Origin of the sequence: Pelagihabitans pacificus (assembly GCF_009371985.2) — a bacterium.
Classification (GTDB): Bacteria; Bacteroidota; Bacteroidia; order Flavobacteriales; family Flavobacteriaceae; genus Pelagihabitans; species Pelagihabitans pacificus.
The window spans coordinates 214445-235596 of the sequence record NZ_VIKU02000002.1; the positions used below are offsets into that span (position 1 = coordinate 214445).

Here is a 21152-nt window from a genome sequence, read left to right on the forward strand (position 1 = left end):
AATTGCCTATTTCTCAGCGATTACTTCGAATTCAAAATCGACCACTACGTCTCTATGGAGTCTGATTTTGGCGTTGTACGGGCCTAGTCGTTTTACGCTGCCTCCTTGAATACTGATAAACTTCTTGTCAATCTCGTGACCTTCCTTCTCCAGTGCAGCTGCCAGGTCGATATTCGTAACCGAACCGAACAATTTGTCTCCTGCACCGGCCTTGGAGGCAATCTTGATTTCCAAGTTTTTGATGGCCTCGGCCGTTTTGTTTGCAGAGTCGACAATCTCCTTCTCCTTGTGTGCACGTTGTCTCAGGTTTTCTTCCAAAACTTTCTTCGCAGAAGGTGTTGCCATAGTAGCCATTCCCCTGGGAATCAAATAGTTTCTTCCGTAACCGTTCTTTACCTTTACGACGTCGTCTTTAAACCCTAAATGCTCTACGTCTTGTTTTAGTATAAGTTCCATCGGATTTCCTTCTTTATTTTAATAAATCCCCAACATAGGGCATTAACGCGATATGACGGGCTCTTTTTACCGCCTGTGCCACCTTTCTTTGATATTTCAAAGAGGTTCCGGTAAGTCTCCTAGGAAGTAATTTGCCTTGCTCGTTTACCAGTTTCATCAAAAAATCAGGGTCTTTGTAGTCGATATATTTAATGCCCGATTTCTTAAAACGACAATATTTCTTTTTGGTACTTGTCTCAATATTCAATGGGGTCAAATACCTGATTTCCCCATCTTTTTTTCCTTTTGCTTGTTGCTGTAATGTTGCCATACCCTTATGCCTTTGATTTTAACCTTGTTCTTCTTTTTTCTGCCCACTCGATGGCGTGCTTATCCAATTTGACCGTTAAAAAACGCATTACACGCTCGTCCCTTCTAAATTCTTGCTCATAAGGACCAACAATTTCGCCAGGGCCGGCAAACTCGAACAAGTGGTAAAAACCACTTTTTTTGTGCTGAATAGGATATGCCAATTTCTTTAGGCCCCAATTCTCTTTGGAGACCATTTTGGCTCCATTCTTAATTAAGAAATCCTCAAATTTCTTAACTGTTTCCTCTATCTGGACATCGGATAGAACGGGATTCAAAATGAAAACAGTTTCGTAATGGTTCATATTATATGTTATTTTTAGGAGTGCAAAAATAGGAATATTTGCCAGTATTCACAAGAAAACGAAATTTTCTTCGTTATAGGTTCAATAGAATCACAAAATCGAACTTAACCAAATCTTAACCTATGGTCATTGGTATTGACATAAAATGGAATGCATTGTTAACACTTTTTGTTGCAGTTCATCGCATTTTTTAAGTACTTTACCGATGATTTAACCCCACAAATCAACCCTTTTATGAAATTAAGAAGTATTATCGTAGACGATTCGTCCATGCAACGGATGGCTGTCGCGAAGCTGGTGAACAACCACCCGAACCTTGCTATGGTAGCGGAATACAGCAATGCGATCGAAGCCAAAAATGGCATTAGAAACAATGAAATCGACTTAATCTTTCTTGATGTAGAAATGCCGATCATCAGCGGATTCGACCTACTCGAATCGCTGGAGAACAGTCCACAGGTCATTTTGATTACCGGAAAGCCCGATTACGCCCTTAAAGCTTTCGATTATGACGTAACCGATTACTTGCACAAACCAATTACCATGGCCCGGTTTGATGCCTCGGTTAAACGCGCCGTAGCGAAATATGAGCAAATGAACAAGGTGAACGAAGACGAGGAGCACATCTTTGTCAAAAGCAACCTTAAGAAAAGAAAAGTTATATTGAACGATATCAAGTGGATAGAAGCACTTGGCGATTACATCAAATTGGTTACGGATGAGGCCAATATTGTCATCTTATCGACCATGAAATCGTTTGAAAAGCAACTCCCGGAAGAGAAGTTTTTAAGAATCCATAAATCGTATATCGTGAATTTGGAGAAGATCGAAAAGTTCAACAGCAAAAACGTTGAGGTCAGCGGACGATCCATTCCCTTGAGTAGAAACAAAAAGACCGAACTGGCCGAGGCATTGAGCAACGTCTAAACATCAGGTCTGCCACCGCAATAAACCGCTATTTTGTTTAAGATGTAGCGGTTTTTTTATGCCACTAAGGTTGTGTAGATCCGCAGTATGCTTTGCTATGGGATAAGTTTCACGGGGCAGAACGTCATGAACCGGTGCTTTATCAGATATGATCGACATTGTATATGACCCGGATACTTCTGTATTGGGAAATGGCTTTAAAGGATTTTTCGATTCGTTTGATGCTGGCTTTTGTCTTTGACAGCGATCGGCGGGGAGGTATCTTGACCATTACGTGCTTCAGGTATTGATTACGAATACGGGCCACAGGTGGAAATTCAGGCCCTAAGATGCTTCCCTCTAGAATATTTCGTAAGGCTTTGGCAAACCATTCAGAAGCCTCGTTGACTCGATTGTATTCCTTGTGCTTAAAGGTGATTTTTATAATCCTGTTGTTAGGTGGATAACGATACTGCTGTCTTTCATACAATTGATCTTTGAACATGCCTTCATAATCGTTCGTAGAGACCTGTTTTAATATCTCATGGTACGGATTGTATGTCTGCACAATCACTTTTCCCCTTTTTTTAGTACGTCCTGCCCTACCCGATACCTGTGTCAATAGTTGAAAACAGCGCTCGTGGGCTCGGTAATCCGGAAAGTTCAAAAGAGAATCGGCATTCATGACACCCACTAGCCCTACATTTCTAAAATCCAACCCTTTTGTAAGCATTTGGGTTCCTACCAGAATATCCATCTCTCGTTGCTCAAAAGCGGTGATAATTTTTTCATAGGCATACTTTCCCCTAGTGGTATCGAAGTCCATACGCCCCACTTTGACCTCCGCAAACAGCTTGGACAGTTCTTGTTCAACCTGTTCCGTACCGAAGCCTTTAGTGTCCAAGGTCGGGTTACCACACGCCTCACAGCCTTCCGGTAAAGCGATATGATGTCCACAATAATGACAGCGTAGTTCCTTTCGGTACTGATGGTAGGTAAGGCTCACATCACAGTTGGGACATTGTGGGGAGTGTCCGCATGTGGTACACTCCACTATGGGTGCATAGCCGCGACGATTTTGAAAAAGAATAATCTGTTCCCCCAACTGCAAGGCATCCTGTATTTCCGTTAACAAACGTTCCGAAAAATGGCCTTTCATTCTTTTTTTTCGGGTCTGCTCCTTGATATCGACCAATTCGATATCCGGCATCAACACATTCCCAAAACGACGGTCGATACTGGCATAGCCATACTTGCCTATCCGGGTATTGTAAAACGTTTCCACGCTAGGTGTCGCAGAGCCTAGCAAGATTTTCGCCCCATGCATATTACCCAATACAATAGCTGCATCACGGGCATGATATCGGGGCGCAGGGTCAAATTGTTTGTAGGAGTCCTCATGCTCCTCATCCACGATGATCAATCCCAAATCGGAAAATGGCAAAAACAATGAAGATCTTGCGCCGATTACAATTTGGGCTTTGGACTTTTTTGTAAGTACGTTGTTCCAAACTTCTACCCGTTCCTGGATGCTGTACTTGGAATGATACACGGATATCTTTTCACCAAAGTAATGCCGTAGACGAGCAATGAGTTGGGTTGTAAGGGCAATTTCGGGCAGTAGGTACAATGCCTGCCTACCTACCGCAAGACAGTCTTCGATCAATTTTACATAGACCTCGGTTTTGCCCGAGGATGTCACCCCGTGTAGCAAGGTCACCTTATTGGCATCGAAATGCCGCTGTATATCTTCAATGGCAAGTTGCTGGTGTTCGGTCAACGCCTTGATTTCCTCCTTACCCTCAGTACCTTCGTAGCCGATGCGATCGGTACGGATATGATATTCCCGTAAAATTCCCTTGTCAATGAGGGACTTAATTACTGCTTTGGATGCACCACCAGCTTTTTCCAAATCGGAGACCTTTATTGGTTTTTTAGTCTCCGCTTGCAGTTGAAACAGCGCTAAAACCACCTGGCTCTGTTTTGGTGCCCTGGTGAGCGAATGTAGTAATGCCTCCAATTTTTCTTCAGAACGATACGTCTCGCCCAATGCTACATAACGTACCAATTTCGGCCTATACTGCTCATGGAGCTCCTCTTTTAAAAGGATTATCTTCTTTTCCAGCAACCGGTTCAGAACCGGTAAGATATTTTTTCTATCGACAATGGTACTCACTTCATGTACTTTCAACGCCGATTGATGTTGTAGCGCCTCGAACACCAAGAACTCATCATCCTTTAAATCACCCTCATCTACAGCTGTATAATTATTTTTTAGAATCAAGGTTTCACTCTCCAACAAGAAAGCACTGGGCAGCGCACTGCGGACCACCTCCCCGATAGTGCACATATAGTAATCGGCAATCCATTGCCAATGTTTTAACTGCGTCTCATTGACAATTACCTGCCCATCAAGGATGCGGTCAATTTCCTTGGCCTCATAGGCTGTCGGTGGATTGTGATGTATTTCGGAAACCAAGGCTGTATAAATTTTGGATTTGCCGAAGGGAACGGCCACGCGCATACCGGGGAGCAGCAAGTCGGCCTCGGCCTCGGAAACAGCATAGGTAAACAACTTCTCCAAAGGAATGGGTAGAATAACATTGATAAATTGTTGCATACCTAACAATTACTGTCAATCGACTCGAAGCCAAGTCTGGGTACGATACAGAAAGGCAAGATAGCCCCGTACTTTTAATTCATCGGAGTTATCCGGATTTAACCAAATCTTACAGCGAAAAGTCATGGCTTGCTCCGGATCGAAGAGGGTATCGCCTTTATACACACCTTCTGATTTTTCCTCTGCAGCTTCGATAATCGTCATGCCTACGACGGGCTTGTTCTTACGGTCACCATCACACTTGGTGCAAAGAGAGTCTTCCTTCCCTTTCTCCAAAATCTCAAGCACGTGACCGTACATTAGCCCGTCTTTTTCATAAATATCGATAACTGCTTTGGGTTTACCCGTACGATCGTCGATTGTCTTCCATTTACCGAATATCCCTTGGCCGTAAGAAGTTGAAATGGAAAAAATCGTTAATAGCACTAATTTAATCAGGGTCCGCATCTTTATTATAGTTTTTTCGTAGCCAGTTCAATGAAGCGTTCAACTCAAAGCCAAGCAAGAGTATATTCGAATTTAACCAGATATAAATCATTAATATCATTAATCCGCCCAAGGCACCGTACAATTCGTTGTAGCGTGCGAATTTTTCAACATACACCCCAAATAAGTAAGAGGTCAATATAAACAAAATCGTGGTCATTAAGGCACCTGCGGAAAAGAATCGCGCCTGCTTGCCCTCAAGGGTGCCAAAATAGTACAGGGTAGCAGTAGTCAAATACGATAGGATAATGAAAAACAAGAATTTGGCGATCTGTACACCGATGACTTCATCTTCCCCTAATACACTGCCACTGGTTCGCTCGGCAAACTCCTTTAAGTAGCCCAGAACATATACTTCGAAATAAACAAAGGCTACGAAACCGACTATAATCAAAATTGAAAGTATGAGCCCAACCATCAACGCGTAGAGATACTGTCTGAAAAAATTCCGGGTCAGGTTCACATGGTATGAATTTTCAAACCCCCCAAATATGGCATTGACGCCGTTGGCCATCAAAAATATCGATATCAGGAAAGAAGAGGAAAGTAGCCCCCCCCTTTTCTGATCTTTGATCTGTTGATAAATATCACCGAAATACTCCCCGGTGGCGGTTGGTAGGAACGATTCCAAAAAAGACAAAAATTCGGCATCGAAATTGGCATTTTCCAAACTGATGTACGACACCAAAAAAGGCACCAAGGTCACCATAAAAATCAACAACGGAAATATGGCAATGAAAAGGCTAAAGGCGATTGAACTTGCCCTGGTTGACAAGGCCCCCTGTACGATACCACGAATATACATTTCGGAAAGATCGTAGATGGACAATCCCTCAAACCCGGGAAGCTTTATGGTTTTCAGTAGCTTAACAATCCAGTTGACTACCGGAATCCTTTCGAGCTTCTTTTCGATTTCGACCGACATCTAGACTGCTTTAAGGCTCAGATCCATATTATAAACCGAATGGGTCAACGCCCCGGAGGAAATGTAATCGACCCCACAATCCGCGTATTTTCTCAGCGTATTTTCATTAATGTTTCCCGATGATTCGGTAAGACATTGGCTGCCGATCATCTCCACTGCCCTTAGAGTGTCCCGGTAGTTAAAGTTATCCAATAGGATACGATATACACCCTGTGATTTCAGAATCTCCGCGACCTCTTCCAAATTTCTGGCTTCAACGATAATCTTTAAGTCCCTTCCCGTGTCGGTAAGATACTGTTTGGTCTTTGCAATGGCTTTTGTAATGCCTCCTGCGAAATCGATATGATTGTCTTTGAGCATGATCATGTCATACAGGGCAAATCGGTGGTTCTCCCCTCCCCCGATTTTTACCGCCCATTTCTCCAAGGCCCGAAGCCCTGGAGTTGTTTTGCGTGTATCCAATATTTTGGTATCGGTTCCCTGTAACAGCTTCACATACGAACTGGTTTTAGTGGCAATGGCGCTCATTCGTTGCATCGCATTCAATACCAAACGTTCCGCTTTTAAGATACTTTGTGAACTCCCTTCCACATAGAAAGCAATATCACCATATTTTACCGAAGACCCGTCGGGAATTAAAATATCGATGGTCATCGAATCATCCACATACTCAAAAACCTGTTTTGCAAAGTCGATTCCGGCAATAATACCGTCATCCTTCACCAAAAGTTTTGCCTTTCCCGTAGCGGTCTCGGGAATACAGGCCAGCGAGCTATGGTCGCCATCACCCACATCTTCACGAATGGCATTGGCAATAATCAAATCTATTTCTTTCCGGAATTGCTCTTTTGAAATCATCTGGCTTTTTTTGGCACGCGCTAAATTACTAAATTGTTCGGGCTTCCCGCTTTGAAAAACCAAGAACCAAATTTCAATTCTGTAGGCAATTTAAAATTTGCCACTTACATTTGCGCCATGACCATTAAACTCATCGCCATAGGCAAGACCGATAGCAAACCACTGCAGCAGCTTATTTTGGAATATGAAAGTAGGTTGGGGCACTATGTCAAGTTTGAGTTGGAGACCATACCCGATATTAAAAACGCAAAAAACCTTTCTGAAGTACAACAAAAAGAGAAAGAAGGGGAACTGATTCTCAAAAGACTCCGCCCAACAGACCATTTGGTGTTGTTGGACGAAAATGGAAAACAGTATCATTCGGTTGATTTTTCCGCCTATTTACAAAAGAAGATGAATGCGGGTCTCAAACGAATGGTTTTAGTGATCGGTGGACCCTATGGTTTTAGTGATGCAGTCTATAAAAAATCCCACGAACTATTAAGCCTCTCCAAAATGACTTTCTCCCATCAAATGGTACGCCTTTTTGCGATAGAACAATTGTACCGGGCATTTACCATTCTAAGAAATGAGCCGTATCATCATAGATAGGAATTTTTCAGTCAGTGATGAATATCGAACACCACCAGGAACTACACCGGACCTAGTAGAGGACCCGAAACTTGATGGTATGCTCAATTTTTTTCAATGCTTTGACGACCTCTTTGTTGTACTCCTTGTCCATATCACTGATGACATACCCCACCTCACTGTCTGTAGAAAGATACTGACCGGTAATATTCATCTCATATTTGGCAAGGACTTCGTTGATTTTCGCCATGACTCCGGGAACGTTATCATGAATGTGCAAGAAGCGATGTGCGTTAGACTGTTTGGGTAAACGAATATTGGGGAAGTTTACCGCATCGACCGTATCCCCGGAGTTGATATAGCCCATTATCTTATTGGGAACAAAGTCGGCAATATTGCGTTGCGCCTCTTCTGTGCTACCTCCTATGTGCGGCGTCAATATTACATTGGTCAATCCCTGTAATCGCGTATGGAATTCCCCATTGGCCATAGGTTCTTCGGGATATACATCCACAGCCGCGCCAGCCAGTTTTCCGGTTTTTAAAGCTTCGGCAAGGGCATCGATATCTACGACAAAACCACGGGAAAGATTTACCAATAGGGCACCCTCTTTCATTAGGTTGATTTCGCGTTCCCCGATAAAGTTTTTGTTGGCCTTATTATCATCGATGTGAAGGGTAACCACATCGGAAACTTTCAATAATTCTTCCAAGGTATTACATTTGGTAGCATTCCCAAGAGCCAACTTGTCATTGACATCGTAGTAATACACCATCATCCCGACAGACTCTGCCAATACCGAAAGTTGCTTTCCAATATTGCCATAACCTACAATTCCCAAGTTCTTACCGCGCACTTCCCGTGAACCTATCGCGGTTTTGTTCCACTGGCCATTGTGGATCTCCGTACTTCTAGGAAATACACTTCGCATGAGCATTATAATCTCACCGATTGCCAATTCGACTACAGAACGTGTATTGCTGTAAGGGGCATTGAAAACGACCACGCCTTTCTTCTTGCAATACTCCAAGTCGATTTGGGTCGTACCGATACAAAAGGCCCCGATAACCAAAAGCTTGTTCGCGGCATCCAATACCTTTTTGGTAACCTGCGTCTTCGAACGTATTCCGAGCACGTGAACACCCCTTACTTTTTCGATGAGTTCTTCCTCAGATAGACTGTGCTTGACCAATTCAACCGAAAAACCATCCTCGGACAGGTTATCAAAGGCAGCTGGATGCACATTCTCCAACAACAGAATTTTGATTCGGTTCTTTGGATAAGAGATACTCCTTGGCAAATCGTTTACGAATAAAAACTCGTCCAAGCTTGGGGCTACATGGTCGGCATTACTGGCTGCTTTCTCCCGATGCACATTCTCCGTGTAGGCGAAAAATTTATCGGCTATACCGGCTTCGCGCATTACATAGTCGCTATACCCGTCACCGATGACCTGTACCTCACCCTCCAAGTCCAAAGCCTTTAAACATTCGATTTTACCATTGTGGGAAGCTAAGGGATTGTCTTCATCAAAACCAATAATATTTCCCTCTTCATCGAACTCAAAAGTATTGGCGTACACCCTTTCCGACGGGATATTGTATTCTTCCACGATGGGATCGATAAACTCTTTAAAACCGCACGAGATTACATAAATATCATCGGAGTACTTTTCAAAAAATTCCTTGTTCGATTCAATAGACTTCGAGATTTTCTGACGAAGTTCGCTCACCAACCCTTCTAGGTCGGATTTATGGGCCTTCAATAATTTAATACGTCTCTCCAAGGATTCGGTGAATGAAATATCCCCATCAATCCCAAGATTAGTGATACGCTGAATCTCGTTCACCACCTCATCTTTGTTCGATTTACCTTCTAAGGTCATTTCTGCCAATACATCCAAGGCTTCGACCCGGGTTAGGGTACTATCAAAATCGAAAACATATTTTCGTGCCACTTCGGTAATCATTTTTATACTATTTCCTTATTCAATGCAATATCAACAAGGGATAAAAGTAAAAATTAAATCCCACGGATTTGGCGGAATGTTATTAAAAGTTATCCAATGGAACCATCCATACCCTTATAATGGGAATTTCATTTTTTAATAGGGTAAAAAATGATAAATCCATAATGGAAAGAATGGGGAAAATTTCATTGACTAGTCTACAAAAGAATGAATTGACCTTAAAACAACATTTGTGCCCGTGGATGGAAGTATGCTCTGGAACCTGATATTTATTGTCCGACTTCCTAAACACCCCTAGGTAGCTATGTTACTCTTTTGATCGGGTCAGCTCCTTGATAACCGTAATCTCTTCCGCCGAAAAAGGAGTACCATCCTGTCTGAGGATATCATGGTGCCAAATAGCAGGCTCCTCGGTAAAGGTAGAGTCCCAACTTTTCCATGGATAAATGGTGTTGGTCTTTCCCGAAACAAAACCCCAGTTGATAGCAGCGATTTTATGGGCTTTTAAAATCGGCATCACTTTTTCAAAGGTATTACCCGTACCCCGGGCCAAGTATTCCGTGCAAAACAAAGGTCTACCATAGGTTTGCAAGGCAGCGATTTTCTTTTGCACATCTTCAAGACTCCCATCATAGGCATGAAAAGAAATGACATCGGAATTTTCGAGCATATAACGGTCTAAAGACGGAAGACTGTCAAGATTTCCCCAATGGTCGATATTACCGCGCCAAATACCAGTGGTCAAAGGGTGGGAGGGATTTACTTCCCTTGACCAGCGGAACACTTTACGCAACAGTGCTAGCGAATAAATGTGCTTGTCCTGCACCTCCAACTCTTTTCTGCCCGGTTGTCCCGCCACGTTATCGGGTTCGTTGTAGAGGTCCCAAACCAACACGCGTTCATCGTCGAAGAATCTCCGAAGCACCCCTTTGATATAGCCTTCCAATTCTTTGTGCCGTGTGGTATCGCCAAGAATTTCCGCTCCCGGCGCCTGTACCCACCCTGAATTGTGTACGTGTGGCGTAGGCTCTGATTGTTTTCCCAGTTTTGGAACGGGATGCCAAACATCGTCTAACAGTACGAACATGGTTTTGATGCCGTAACCATCGGCGATTTCCAGATAGCGGTCCAATCGATTCAGGAAACCGACGGAATCTTGCTCCCACAACAGATTATGTAAGTACACGCGGTGCAGGTTCATTCCCAAATCCGCCGACCATTTCAATTCCCTTTCTATGGTAGCCGTGTCGAAAGTAGCCTTTTGCCAAAATTCCAGTTGATTGATCGAGGTGCTGGGGTTAAAATTAGTGCCTACGAACCACGGCTGCCTATCGTACCACTCCCATGCCTTTTCCTTTGACCAACGCTCGGATAAGGGGCTTTGAGCCTCGGGAACGCGTTCTTTCGTTTTGGTGGAGCATGCTAGCAATACAACTCCAAAAATCACGAGTAAAGTTGCTTTCATAATTTAGAGATATACGTAAATAAGCCCGGTGACGATGGCGATGCCGAAACTCAAAAGGGTCCCGATAAGGATATACTCCGTTAGTTTTCTATTGTTCTTTTCCTTTAAATCATTAAAGCGGAAAACCGACTTCGCGGTAATCAATAGTCCGATGGCTTCCCACTTGCCAAGTATGATGAACAACAACACAAAAAGCCGTTCGATGATACCGATATACTTTCCGGCATTCGGTAGCGATTCATGGTCTAGTTCAATTTGGTCGGACATCCTTTCAAGTAGCTTCCCCATGATGATCGCGGCGGGAAAGCTTACAAAAACCACACCGGCGACCAATGGCCAGGCGATACGTTCCGATAGCGATAGGGTGTGCTCCCAAAGGTCACCGTAATAGGCACATGCATACAGTACAAGTACGTGCAACAATTGGTCGATAAAAAAAGGAATGTTTTTATAGCTGAAATACTTGGTGGTATAAAGCTTGGCCAAGTCGATTATATAGTGGGAAGTAATGATAATCAAAGCTATGGGCCAATAGGACAGGTCCCACAACAATACCATGGTCACGACTAAGTGAAGTACTATGTGCAGATATAGGTACTTCGATTTGATTTTATGGGATTCCTTATGAAGTACCCAGGAATTAGGCTGAAGCACAAAATCACCGATAAGATGGGCCAAAAGCAGTTTTATAAATAAGGTCATTGTGGAACTTTTTTAAGAATTGTTCGGTAGTAGGCCAGCAGTTCGAGTACCAGATCCAAACGCGCTCGTTTTTGCCGTTGACTAACGGCAGACTGTTGAATACCTAGTTGTTTGGCTATTTCTTGTTGTGAGGCCATTGGATTTTCCAAGACCAAGGCCACGATTTCAGCAGAAACAATGCTCCAATCATCCATGAAATCAAGGGCAAGTTTTATCAAGAGGTTCAATGTATGGTCGTAAAAATCATCCCCGGTGGCAATGGTTAAGTTTATTTTATCTTCTTTCAATGTTTCAAAAGTTCTCCCTGAACGCTGATAGGCAGGCCCGTTCGATTCGCTCACCCCCGCCCCTACAAAAGTTTCTTGACCTATTCCGATACCCATTCGTACATCGAGACCCTTGATGGTCTTTATCAAAGCCTTGATGCTAACGGCTACCTCTAAGGCTTGGGCCTTGGGCACTCTTAATTGAAATTCATCCCCACGATAGATTTCCCAATCCCTTGGGGAATCACCTAAGGTCGCGAAGTATTTTTTAAGAATTCCCAACCACTCCGAAGCAGAATAGTTTTCAGAATTGATGATATCGCCGGTTATTACTGCTACTGTCATTTTATAAGCCAAAGCGCTAATATATAATATTATAAGCTAATATGCTAATATTTATGATTATAAGTTAAAAAGCTAATAAATTTCGGAAAAGATAAACAGGCCATTGTTTAAAACCAACGCCTGACTTTAACACAATACTGTACGTATTCCCTCCCGAACAGTTTGGTCAATGCCTCCTCTTCAGGTATGATCTGATATCTATTCATATACCCCACAAATCCCGCTGCAACCAAGGTATTAAATGCATTTCCCAACCAAATACCCCATGCCAACAAAACAAGTAACAAGGCCAGGTACATCGGATTTCTTGAAAATCGATAAAGACCCGTGGTAACCAAATTGGACGCCTTGGATGGAAGCATCGGGTCGATAGTCGTCTTCGAACCGAAAAAATGGAACAGCGCACCAACACCAAAAACAACGCTTAAGACAAGCAATGCTATAATGAGATACTTTCGTCCGAAAAAATCAAAATAGCCCACCGGCAAAAACTCGGCTAGCAAGTACATTAGGACACCAAAAAAGAGGAAAACAAGTGCAGGCGGTATTTTTAGCTTCATTTTATAAAATTAGTATTTTTGGCCTTATGGAACTCATTTTTGCTACCCATAACCAACATAAACTCGAAGAAGTAAAAAAACTATTTCCTTCCGATATCATCTTGAAATCGTTAAATGATATAGGCTGCGCAGAAGAAATTCCCGAAACCGGTAAGACCTTTGAGGAAAACGCACGCATCAAGGCAGATTATGTGACCAGCCATTACGCCCTGCCCTGTTTTGCGGATGACAGCGGACTCCTCGTAGATGCCCTTGACGGGGCGCCGGGAGTATACTCTGCCCGCTATGCAGGGCCACAAAAAAACCCCGACGACAATATGAGAAAGTTATTGGAAGCCATGAACGACGCCACCGATCGCTCGGCGCGGTTCCATTCGGTTATCGCATTGAACATGAACAACGCCCATCGGGTTTTTAAGGGAACGGTGGAAGGTGACATCACTACCGAAAAAAGAGGTACGGATGGATTCGGATATGACCCCATATTTCGACCAAAAGGCTACGAGCGCACCTTTGCCGAACTTTCAACACAAACAAAAAATAGTATTAGCCATCGTGGGAAGGCCATGAGACAACTGATTACCTACCTAAAACAACAACTGTAATGCTTCAAGACAAGGATAAAAATGAAATGGTCGAGGTTTCCGTTGCCTCGGAACGGGCCGAGGCCATTGGCGGCGTGTTGATAGCTATTTTTGCCGCTTTGATGGCCATTTCCCAGCTAGTAAACGGGGAATTGGAGGAAGAAATGATGATCGCCCATAATAAAGTTGTGAACTATTCGAGCTGGTACCAGTCAAAAAGTATTAAGGAAAGTCTTAAGGAAAGTGAACTCGACTACCTCCAAACTTTGATAAGTACCGATATCGTTCCCGAGGAAAAACAAGCCGAGGTGGCAAAGAAAATAGAGGCTACCAAAGAGAAAATACAAAAGTATGAGGCGGAAAAGACCGAAATATTGGTGGGGTCGGCCAATATTTCCGAGGAACAATGGGCACAGGACTTGGATGGTGAAATGGGGCAAATTGTTGGTGTAAAGGAATGGGAACAACTTGCTGATGAATACGACAACGCCACCAAGAAGTTCGATTTGGGATTATTATTCTTTCAAATAAGCATCGTATTGGGCGCGGTCTGCATAATCATCTATGACAATCCCTTTTTGCAGAAAACCTTCATAGTGCTAATGATCGTGTTCGGAATCATAGGGGTATCACTCTCCAGCTATGGCTACTATATCGCCCCCTAAGACCAAAAATTTATCTTTCAAACGAAATGTAAATAATTAGCAGTACCTTTGCAGCCTAAAATTATGCCGCCGGTATGGCAGGTGTTGCGCTGAGTCCAATGGGTTATATACGATAATCGCTCTATGCAACACACCTATTAGCGATTAACGTAAAAACACATTATGACAAAGTTTGAAGCATTGGGGCTTCAGCAATCCCTATTGGATGCTGTTGCCGACATGGGGTTCGAAACCCCATCCGAAGTACAGGAAAAAGCTATTCCCCTTTTATTGGAAGACGAAATCGATTTGGTAGCGCTTGCCCAAACAGGAACGGGCAAAACCGCCGCTTTCGGTTTTCCGCTTATCCAAAAAATAGATACGGCCAGTAGAACTACCCAAGGACTGATCCTTTCCCCTACAAGAGAACTCTGCTTGCAGATTACCAATGAGCTACAACTCTATGCGAAATACGAAAAGAGTGTCAACGTAGTTGCCATCTATGGGGGTGCAAGCATTACGGAACAGGCAAGGCAGATAAAAAGGGGTGCCCAAATCGTGGTCGCCACACCAGGTCGGATGAAAGATATGATTGGCCGTGGGCTGGTTGATATCTCCAAAATTGACTATTGTATTTTGGATGAGGCCGATGAGATGCTGAATATGGGCTTCTATGAGGACATAAAGGATATTCTATCGAACACCCCAAAGGAAAAATCCACTTGGCTGTTCTCGGCAACGATGCCTAAGGAGGTGTCGATAATCGCCAAGAAATTTATGCATAGCCCCCATGAAATCACAGTGGGAACCAAAAACTCAGGGGCTACTACCGTTCAGCACGAGTACTACGTAGTCGGCGGCAGGGATCGTTACCCGGCGCTCAAAAGGCTAGCCGATGCCCATCCTGATATTTTTTCCGTAGTTTTTTGTCGAACTAAAAGGGATACACAGAAGGTTGCGGAAAACCTAATCGAGGATGGGTACAATGCAGGTGCCCTTCATGGCGATCTTAGCCAGAACCAGCGCGATCTTGTTATGAACGCTTTTCGCAAAAAACAGATACAAATGTTGGTCGCTACCGATGTTGCGGCACGTGGAATAGATGTCGACGATATCACCCATGTCATCAACTACCAACTTCCCGACGAGATAGAGACTTATACACACCGAAGTGGACGAACCGGAAGGGCAGGGAAATCCGGTATTTCGATGGTAATAATTACCCGTAGTGAAATGCGGAAGATACACGCGATCGAGAAAAAAGTCAAACAGCAATTCATCGCGAAGAAAATCCCAACGGGACCCGAAATCTGCGAAATACAGTTGTACCATTTGGTCAATAAAATCAAAGACACGGAAATTAATGAAGATGTGGAAAGCTATCTACCGGCCATCAACGATGTACTACAAGGAATCGACAGGGATGAGCTCATCAAAAAAATCGTGTCGGTGGAATTTACCCGTTTTTCGAATTACTACAGCAAGGCCAAAGATCTGAATACCGATTCGAAGGATCGCAAGGGGGATCGAAGTAACCGTGATGGAATTCCAAGCAGGGGATCTGTGCGCTATTTCATCAATGTTGGTGAGAAAGATGGATATGATTGGATGTCGTTAAAAGATTTCATCCGGGATACCGCCAGACTGGGAAGAGAAGATATCTTCAAGGTCGACGTAAAAGACAGTTTTTCGTTTTTCAATTCCGAAGTCGATGTCACCGAGCAAATATTGGGCACTTTTACTGATTTTAAGGTCGACGGTCGGTTCGTAAATGTCGAGGTTTCCAAAAGTCCGGGTGGCGGAAGACGCAGTGGGGGAAGGGACAGAGGTCGCCGAAAAGAAAAGGCAGGTTACGGGAAAAAACGTGGCGACCGACGAGGTACCCGTGGCCAGGCCACCAATTCCGGGAAACGAAGAAGTACGAGAAGAAGCGATTTTTTTTAAAACCGTTACAATGTTAATTCTTCACTAAAATATACGCTCCGGCGTATTTTTTGGTTTTGTTTAGTATTTTTATGGGCCATATTGTAAGAATGACAAAGCACATCAAATGGTTTCTATTTTTTCTAACCCTTACCGCGTATTGCCAAGAAGCGACCGAAAAGGTAGATACCAAGCAAATTGAGGCCCTCGTGCTCAACGCACAGACCGATGAGCCTTTGGAAAGTGTTCACGTAATCAACCTCAATCAGGTAATCGGTACCATCACCAACGAAGACGGTAAGTTTTCTATTTCGGCAGCCGTCAACGACACCTTGTATTTCTCCTATCTAGGATTCAAACCACAGAAAGTAAGGGTCACTAACGATATGTTCAAGTTTAAGGATACCAAGATATCCCTTACCGAGTTGGCCTATGCGCTGGAGGAAGTCATCGTTACGCCTTACCAGCTCACGGGATATTTGGAAATCGATGTAAAAAATCTACCCATGAACGATTCCTATCAATACAGTATATCCGGACTTTCGGTAGGTTACGAGGCAGGCAATAAAAGTCCAAGTGCCGTAACCAAGGTATTAGGGGCCATTTTAAATCCTGCCGATTTGCTCCGAAACTTGTTCGGAAAACAGCCGAACCAGATGAAAAAATTACGAAAAATAAAGGAGGAGGATGAGATACGGGACCTTTTGGCTACTAAGTTCGACCGGGTTGTCCTAATGGAACTTCTTCAGATAGAAAAGGTCGATATCGAAGATATTCTCAATAACTGCAACTATTCCAAGTCGTTCATCACGACCGCCAACGACCTTCAGATATTGGACGCCATCAGTAGTTGTTACGAAGAGTTCAAGGTACTGAACCGGGAAAAATAAATTTTCTATTTCCCTACGCATTTTATAGCTTTAGGCAAAATTATCGAATGTGCTCTCGGCACGTTTCCCCTTTACCAGAACAAAGCCTGTATTCCATGACGAAAACCTTCATTGCCATTTCCCTCTTTTTTCTATTTTTTGCCTGTAAGGAAGAAAATAAGGAATCAACAAAACAACCATTGACGGTCGCCGATACGATTCCTACGACACCAAAAAAAGAGGTGCCTTTCGTTTGGGATGGGGCAAATATTTACTTTTTATTGACGGACCGCTTCAATAATGGAAATCCCGATAATGATGTAAACTTTGAACGTACGGATTCTACTGGAGTCTTGCGCGGGTTTATGGGGGGCGATATCGCAGGAATTACGCAGAAAGTAAATGAGGGTTATTTCACCGATCTTGGTGTCAATGCTATCTGGTTCACCCCAGTGGTAGAGCAAATACACGGCGCTACCGATGAAAGCACCGGAAATACCTACGGCTATCACGGCTATTGGGCAAAGGATTGGACAGCTCTTGATCCCAATTTTGGCACCAAAAAGGAGTTGGAAACCTTGGTTAAAACAGCTCATGCACAAGGAATACGGGTTTTGATGGACGTTGTTCTGAACCATACGGGGCCCGTCACCGATAGCGATCCGGTTTGGCCTTCGGAATGGGTAAGGACCAATCCTACCTGTCAGTTTACCACCTACGAAAACACCACGGCCTGTACGTTGGTAGACAATCTGCCCGACATCCTCACGGAATCCGATGCACCGGTCGAACTTCCGGATGCCCTATTGGCAAAATGGAAGGAAGAAGGTCGATTAAGCAACGAGCTGGATGAGCTACAATTATTTTTTGAGCGTACCGGATATCCTAGGGCCCCGAGATTTTACATCATTAAATGGCTCGCCGATTATGTAAACGATTTTGGCATTGATGGGTTTAGGGTCGATACGGTCAAGCATGCCGACGAAAAGGCTTGGGCAGAATTATACAAAGAAGCCTCCCATGCCTTTGAAACCTGGAAAAAAAGAAACCCGGACAGCGTACTCGACGACAATGTCTTCTTCATGGTTGGCGAGGTATACAACTATGGTATTTCAGGGGGAAGGGAATTTGACTTTGGCGATAAGAAGGTGGACTTCTTCGATTATGGGTTTCATAGTCTTATCAATTTCGAACTGAAACAGGATGCCCAGAAACCATACGATGAGATTTTTGCCAAATACAATACCCTTCTGCATACGAAGTTAAAAGATAAAAGTGTGTTGAATTACCTCACTTCCCATGATGATGGTGCCCCTTTTGACAAAGAAAGGAAAGACCCTATCAGAGCCGCTAATGTATTGTTACTCACCCCAGGGGCCTCTCAAATATACTATGGTGACGAAACAGCGCGAAGCTTGACAATCGAAGGTACACAAGGTGATGCTACCCTGAGATCTTTCATGAATTGGGATGAACTCGACAGTGTACCTGAACTCAAAAAAGTGCATGAACATTGGAAGAAACTGGGAAAATTTAGGAGCGACCACCCTGCTGTCGGTGCCGGAAGGCACAAGCGTTTGGCCAAAAAGCCCTATGTGTTTAGCCGCACGTATGTCGATGGCGATTTTAAAGACAAGGTGGTGGTCGGTTTGGAGCTTCCTAAAGGAAAAAAATCCCTCTGGGTCAAAGGTTTCTTCGGGGATGGCACCAAATTATTCGACACGTATTCGCAGACCCCGGTAGTAGTTCAAAATGGCAAAGTGGTGCTTGATAATGAGTACGATATTACCCTATTGGAATTAGCCCAATAAAAAGTTTATTGGTTTGAGTGCAGCGCAATTCGGTTGCCCTCACTATCCTTCATCAGGGCCATAAACCCATGACCGTCCCCTATTTGCGTCTTTCCCTGCATGATGGTACCTCCGGCGGCCTCTACCCTACCCAACTCATTCGCCACATCAAGACAGGAAAAATAGATAACCACCCCATGGGTAGCGCTTGGGATGTAAGAATCATGTTGCACCAAAGAGCCGGTAGCGCCTATTTTATCCGGATGCATCGGAAACCACCCCATTTTAAATTCACCCAAGTCATGAAGGGAAATAGAAATATCAAAAACTTCCTCATAGAACTTTTTTGCCCGATTCATATCGGTAACTGGTATTTCAAACCAACCTACCACGTTGTTACGTTCCATATCGTTGTCTTTTAAAAGGTGTAAAGAAGAATGCCAATAAATGAAAATTTTAAAAGCGATTGATTCAATTTCAAAGAGGGAGGGCTATAGGTGGATGTCAAGTCTTTTTCATCAATGCCTCCTCGCCGCCACTTATTACAGTCATTTCTCCATTACCGTTTTCAAATTGACCAAACCCTCTTCAAAATCCTTTCCAACCATTTTATCCATACTTACAAAAAGGCCAAATATGCTCATAGGAAATTTATTCTTTCCAGCGAATCCCCAAGTAACCCTGGTTTTTCCGTCTCCGGCATCAGCTACGTCGATGTAACAATCAGAGGTGGATTTCCATGGTTTTAAAAATCGGAGTTCCGACTCGATTCTTTCTCCGTCGACAATCTTAGTGATTTCCTGTTCTCCCTCACCCACATCTTTATTACCGTTCCAATAGCTTATAGCACCAACTTCCCCATCGGTCCCGGTGAATTTCTTTTCCATGTTCGGATCTTTTTTAGCCCAAGGTGACCATTCATCCATTTTTTTCAACGATTTTAAATACTCAAAAACCTCGGGTTGTGGTCTTGATATTTCCGCCGATCTAAATACGTGATAGCTTTTTGGGGCGATGAGGGCCAATAACACGATTAACCCGATTATCCCCACAAGAATGTAGAGTAATGTAGTCATTTGTTTATCAATTAGTTAGTTGTTACTACAAGATAACCAAAAAATCAATCCGTACCGTTAAATCGGCCCAAAATATCGTCGATACTTTTAATTGATTTCTTGGTCCAATCCAGTTGCTTTTCCAATTTCTCAGTCAGCGATAAACGCCAGGGCAGCTCTGTAATCCGGAGCTTTGCCGTAATATCATGAAGAATAATGGCCGCGGAGACCGAAATATTGAGGCTTTCGGTAAAGCCCGCCATGGGTATTTTAAGGTATCCATCCGCCTCCTCAAGCACTTCTTGGCTCAACCCTTCCTTTTCGGTTCCAAAAAACAGGGCTGTCTTATCAATGATTTCGAAATCGTGCAATAGGCAAGAATCATTGTGAGGGGTAGTCGCGATAATACGATAGCCCTGTTTCCTCAACGTTTGGATGCACTCTTTCGAACTTTCGTAGCGATGCACATCTACCCATTGTTGCGCTCCCATAGCGATGTTCTTATCCAATCGTTTTCCAAAACGCCCCTCGATGACATGGGCTTCCTGAAGACCAAAGACCTCGCAACTACGTATCACTGCACTGGTATTGTGCATTTGAAAGACATCTTCGATGGCAACGGTTACAAATTTGGTACGCCTCTCCAAGACCTCTTCAAAACGGCGTTTGCGTTTCGGAGTTATAAAACGCTCCAAATAGGACAAAAGTTCTTGGTCTGTCATGAATCTAAAGTAATAAAAAGTCTATTTTTAAGGGTATTATGTGCAAAAGATGAAAAGAATAGTTGTTTTAACAGGAGCTGGTGTAAGTGCCGAAAGCGGTATTAAAACCTTTAGGGATGCCGGAGGATTATGGGAAGGACATGATGTAATGGAAGTAGCCTCTCCCCAAGGATTCGCCAGAAATCCGGAATTGGTACTCGAGTTTTACAATCAAAGAAGAAAACAATTACTGACCGTTGAACCAAACCCCGCGCACAAGGCATTGGTTCGACTGGAGGCATCCTATGATACCCAGATCATCACCCAAAATATCGATGACCTACACGAACGTGCAGGAAGTAGCCAAGTACTTCATTTACATGGTGAACTGTTTAAAGTGAGAAGCACGCGAAACGAACACACCGTTATGGATTGGAAAAAGGACCTTCACCTGGGGGACCTTTGTCCGGAAGGGTATCAGTTGCGACCTCATATTGTCTGGTTCGGTGAAATGGTTCCACTTTTGGAAACAGCTGCACAGCAGGTTCAGTGCGCCGACATCATCCTTATTATCGGAACCTCGATGCAAGTCTACCCAGCGGCCGGCCTTATCGATTATGCACCTAGGCATGCCGCTATTTATTTCATAGACCCAAAACCGAGCGTATCCCAACAAGCATATGCCAACCTGACCGTAATTCCCGAGACTGCGGCAAGGGGAGTACCTACGGTAGTTGAAAACTTACTTCACGAGGTCTACTAGTGTCTTCGGGCGATTCGCTGTATTCCCGCGTGACGGGCATTA

Annotated in this window: 23 protein-coding genes; 8 read left to right on the forward strand and 15 right to left on the reverse strand. The window is 43.7% G+C overall.

The genetic code is table 11. The annotated features are described in order from the left end of the window. Positions 1 to 6 precede the first annotated feature (6 nt). From rplI to rpsF, 3 genes are read right to left on the reverse strand one after another with little or no spacing between them, the layout of a single operon-like run. Positions 7 to 456 (reverse strand): 50S ribosomal protein L9, encoded by a 450-nt coding sequence (gene rplI, locus FK220_RS08345; protein WP_152573858.1) that lies wholly within the window; start codon positions 454 to 456, stop codon positions 7 to 9. A 13-nt stretch (positions 457 to 469) separates the two neighbouring features. Further along, a complete protein-coding gene (gene rpsR / locus FK220_RS08350; RefSeq protein ID WP_152573859.1) occupies positions 470 to 766 on the reverse strand; it encodes a 30S ribosomal protein S18 in 297 nt (98 codons plus the stop codon). 4 nt (positions 767 to 770) lie between these two features. After that, positions 771 to 1109: a 30S ribosomal protein S6 gene (gene rpsF / locus FK220_RS08355; RefSeq protein ID WP_152573860.1), complete on the reverse strand. Its 339-nt coding sequence runs from the start codon at positions 1107 to 1109 to the stop codon at positions 771 to 773. A 234-nt stretch (positions 1110 to 1343) separates the two neighbouring features. On the opposite strand from rpsF, the gene FK220_RS08360 reads away from it, so the two are divergent. Beyond that, a complete protein-coding gene (locus FK220_RS08360; RefSeq protein ID WP_152573861.1) occupies positions 1344 to 2036 on the forward strand; it encodes a LytR/AlgR family response regulator transcription factor in 693 nt (230 codons plus the stop codon). Positions 2037 to 2178: 142 nt separating this feature from the next. On the opposite strand, the gene priA is transcribed toward FK220_RS08360, so the two are convergent. From priA to nadC, 4 genes are read right to left on the reverse strand one after another with little or no spacing between them, the layout of a single operon-like run. Continuing rightward, entirely contained in the window at positions 2179 to 4635 is a 2457-nt protein-coding gene (gene priA / locus FK220_RS08365; protein WP_152573862.1) for a replication restart helicase PriA, read from the reverse strand. A gap of 15 nt (positions 4636 to 4650) precedes the next feature. After that, a complete protein-coding gene (locus FK220_RS08370) occupies positions 4651 to 5082 on the reverse strand; it encodes a DUF2147 domain-containing protein (RefSeq protein ID WP_152573863.1) in 432 nt (143 codons plus the stop codon). After that, on the reverse strand, positions 5066 to 6046 hold the full coding sequence (locus tag FK220_RS08375; protein ID WP_152573864.1) for a YihY/virulence factor BrkB family protein: 981 nt from the start codon (positions 6044 to 6046) through the stop codon (positions 5066 to 5068). Before FK220_RS08375 ends, FK220_RS08370 begins: the two co-directional genes overlap by 17 nt. After that, complete coding sequence (gene nadC, locus FK220_RS08380) at positions 6047 to 6904, reverse strand: carboxylating nicotinate-nucleotide diphosphorylase (RefSeq protein WP_152573865.1); 858 nt, start codon at positions 6902 to 6904, stop codon at positions 6047 to 6049. A 117-nt stretch (positions 6905 to 7021) separates the two neighbouring features. Between nadC and rlmH the strand changes: the two genes are divergently transcribed. Further along, positions 7022 to 7495 (forward strand): 23S rRNA (pseudouridine(1915)-N(3))-methyltransferase RlmH, encoded by a 474-nt coding sequence (rlmH, locus tag FK220_RS08385; protein WP_152573866.1) that lies wholly within the window; start codon positions 7022 to 7024, stop codon positions 7493 to 7495. Positions 7496 to 7547: 52 nt separating this feature from the next. Here the strand turns inward: rlmH and serA are convergent, their stop codons facing one another. The 5 genes from serA to FK220_RS08410 form a co-directional block, all read right to left on the reverse strand. Further along, a complete protein-coding gene (gene serA, locus FK220_RS08390) occupies positions 7548 to 9443 on the reverse strand; it encodes a phosphoglycerate dehydrogenase (protein WP_238718955.1) in 1896 nt (631 codons plus the stop codon). Between the two features lie 307 nt (positions 9444 to 9750). Continuing rightward, positions 9751 to 10908, reverse strand: a complete 1158-nt coding sequence (locus FK220_RS08395) for a cellulase family glycosylhydrolase (RefSeq protein ID WP_152573867.1) — start codon at positions 10906 to 10908, stop codon at positions 9751 to 9753. A 3-nt stretch (positions 10909 to 10911) separates the two neighbouring features. Beyond that, entirely contained in the window at positions 10912 to 11610 is a 699-nt protein-coding gene (locus tag FK220_RS08400) for a DUF3307 domain-containing protein (protein ID WP_152573868.1), read from the reverse strand. After that, the gene (locus tag FK220_RS08405) at positions 11607 to 12221 is read right to left on the reverse strand and encodes a SatD family protein (protein WP_152573869.1); all 615 of its coding nucleotides are present in this window, start codon (positions 12219 to 12221) and stop codon (positions 11607 to 11609) included. The genes FK220_RS08400 and FK220_RS08405 overlap by 4 nt, the downstream gene beginning before the upstream one ends. Before the next feature lie 107 nt (positions 12222 to 12328). Further along, positions 12329 to 12781, reverse strand: coding sequence for a methyltransferase family protein (locus tag FK220_RS08410; protein ID WP_152573870.1), 453 nt, complete (start codon positions 12779 to 12781; stop codon positions 12329 to 12331). Between the two features lie 26 nt (positions 12782 to 12807). Between FK220_RS08410 and FK220_RS08415 the strand changes: the two genes are divergently transcribed. The 5 genes from FK220_RS08415 (at position 12808) to FK220_RS08435 (ending at position 18612) form a co-directional block, all read left to right on the forward strand. After that, a complete protein-coding gene (locus FK220_RS08415; protein WP_152573871.1) occupies positions 12808 to 13386 on the forward strand; it encodes a non-canonical purine NTP diphosphatase in 579 nt (192 codons plus the stop codon). Next, positions 13386 to 14030: a DUF4337 domain-containing protein gene (locus FK220_RS08420; protein WP_152573872.1), complete on the forward strand. Its 645-nt coding sequence runs from the start codon at positions 13386 to 13388 to the stop codon at positions 14028 to 14030. Before FK220_RS08415 ends, FK220_RS08420 begins: the two co-directional genes overlap by 1 nt. A gap of 162 nt (positions 14031 to 14192) precedes the next feature. Next, positions 14193 to 15953, forward strand: coding sequence for a DEAD/DEAH box helicase (locus tag FK220_RS08425; protein WP_152573873.1), 1761 nt, complete (start codon positions 14193 to 14195; stop codon positions 15951 to 15953). 89 nt (positions 15954 to 16042) lie between these two features. Further along, positions 16043 to 16822, forward strand: coding sequence for a carboxypeptidase-like regulatory domain-containing protein (locus tag FK220_RS08430; RefSeq protein WP_152573874.1), 780 nt, complete (start codon positions 16043 to 16045; stop codon positions 16820 to 16822). A 95-nt stretch (positions 16823 to 16917) separates the two neighbouring features. Beyond that, positions 16918 to 18612: an alpha-amylase family glycosyl hydrolase gene (locus FK220_RS08435; RefSeq protein WP_152573875.1), complete on the forward strand. Its 1695-nt coding sequence runs from the start codon at positions 16918 to 16920 to the stop codon at positions 18610 to 18612. Positions 18613 to 18617: 5 nt separating this feature from the next. Here the strand turns inward: FK220_RS08435 and FK220_RS08440 are convergent, their stop codons facing one another. The 3 genes from FK220_RS08440 to FK220_RS08450 form a co-directional block, all read right to left on the reverse strand. Beyond that, the gene (locus tag FK220_RS08440) at positions 18618 to 18998 is read right to left on the reverse strand and encodes a VOC family protein (RefSeq protein ID WP_152573876.1); all 381 of its coding nucleotides are present in this window, start codon (positions 18996 to 18998) and stop codon (positions 18618 to 18620) included. Between the two features lie 141 nt (positions 18999 to 19139). Then, positions 19140 to 19667 carry an SRPBCC family protein gene (locus FK220_RS08445; RefSeq protein WP_152573877.1) on the reverse strand — a complete coding sequence of 176 codons (528 nt, stop codon included), beginning with the start codon at positions 19665 to 19667 and terminating at the stop codon, positions 19140 to 19142. A gap of 44 nt (positions 19668 to 19711) precedes the next feature. Beyond that, positions 19712 to 20368 carry a TrmH family RNA methyltransferase gene (locus FK220_RS08450; RefSeq protein WP_152573878.1) on the reverse strand — a complete coding sequence of 219 codons (657 nt, stop codon included), beginning with the start codon at positions 20366 to 20368 and terminating at the stop codon, positions 19712 to 19714. Positions 20369 to 20417: 49 nt separating this feature from the next. Here FK220_RS08450 and FK220_RS08455 point away from each other — a divergent pair, with 49 nt between their 5' ends. Continuing rightward, positions 20418 to 21110: an SIR2 family NAD-dependent protein deacylase gene (locus FK220_RS08455; protein WP_152573879.1), complete on the forward strand. Its 693-nt coding sequence runs from the start codon at positions 20418 to 20420 to the stop codon at positions 21108 to 21110. The last annotated feature ends 42 nt before the right edge of the window (positions 21111 to 21152 follow it).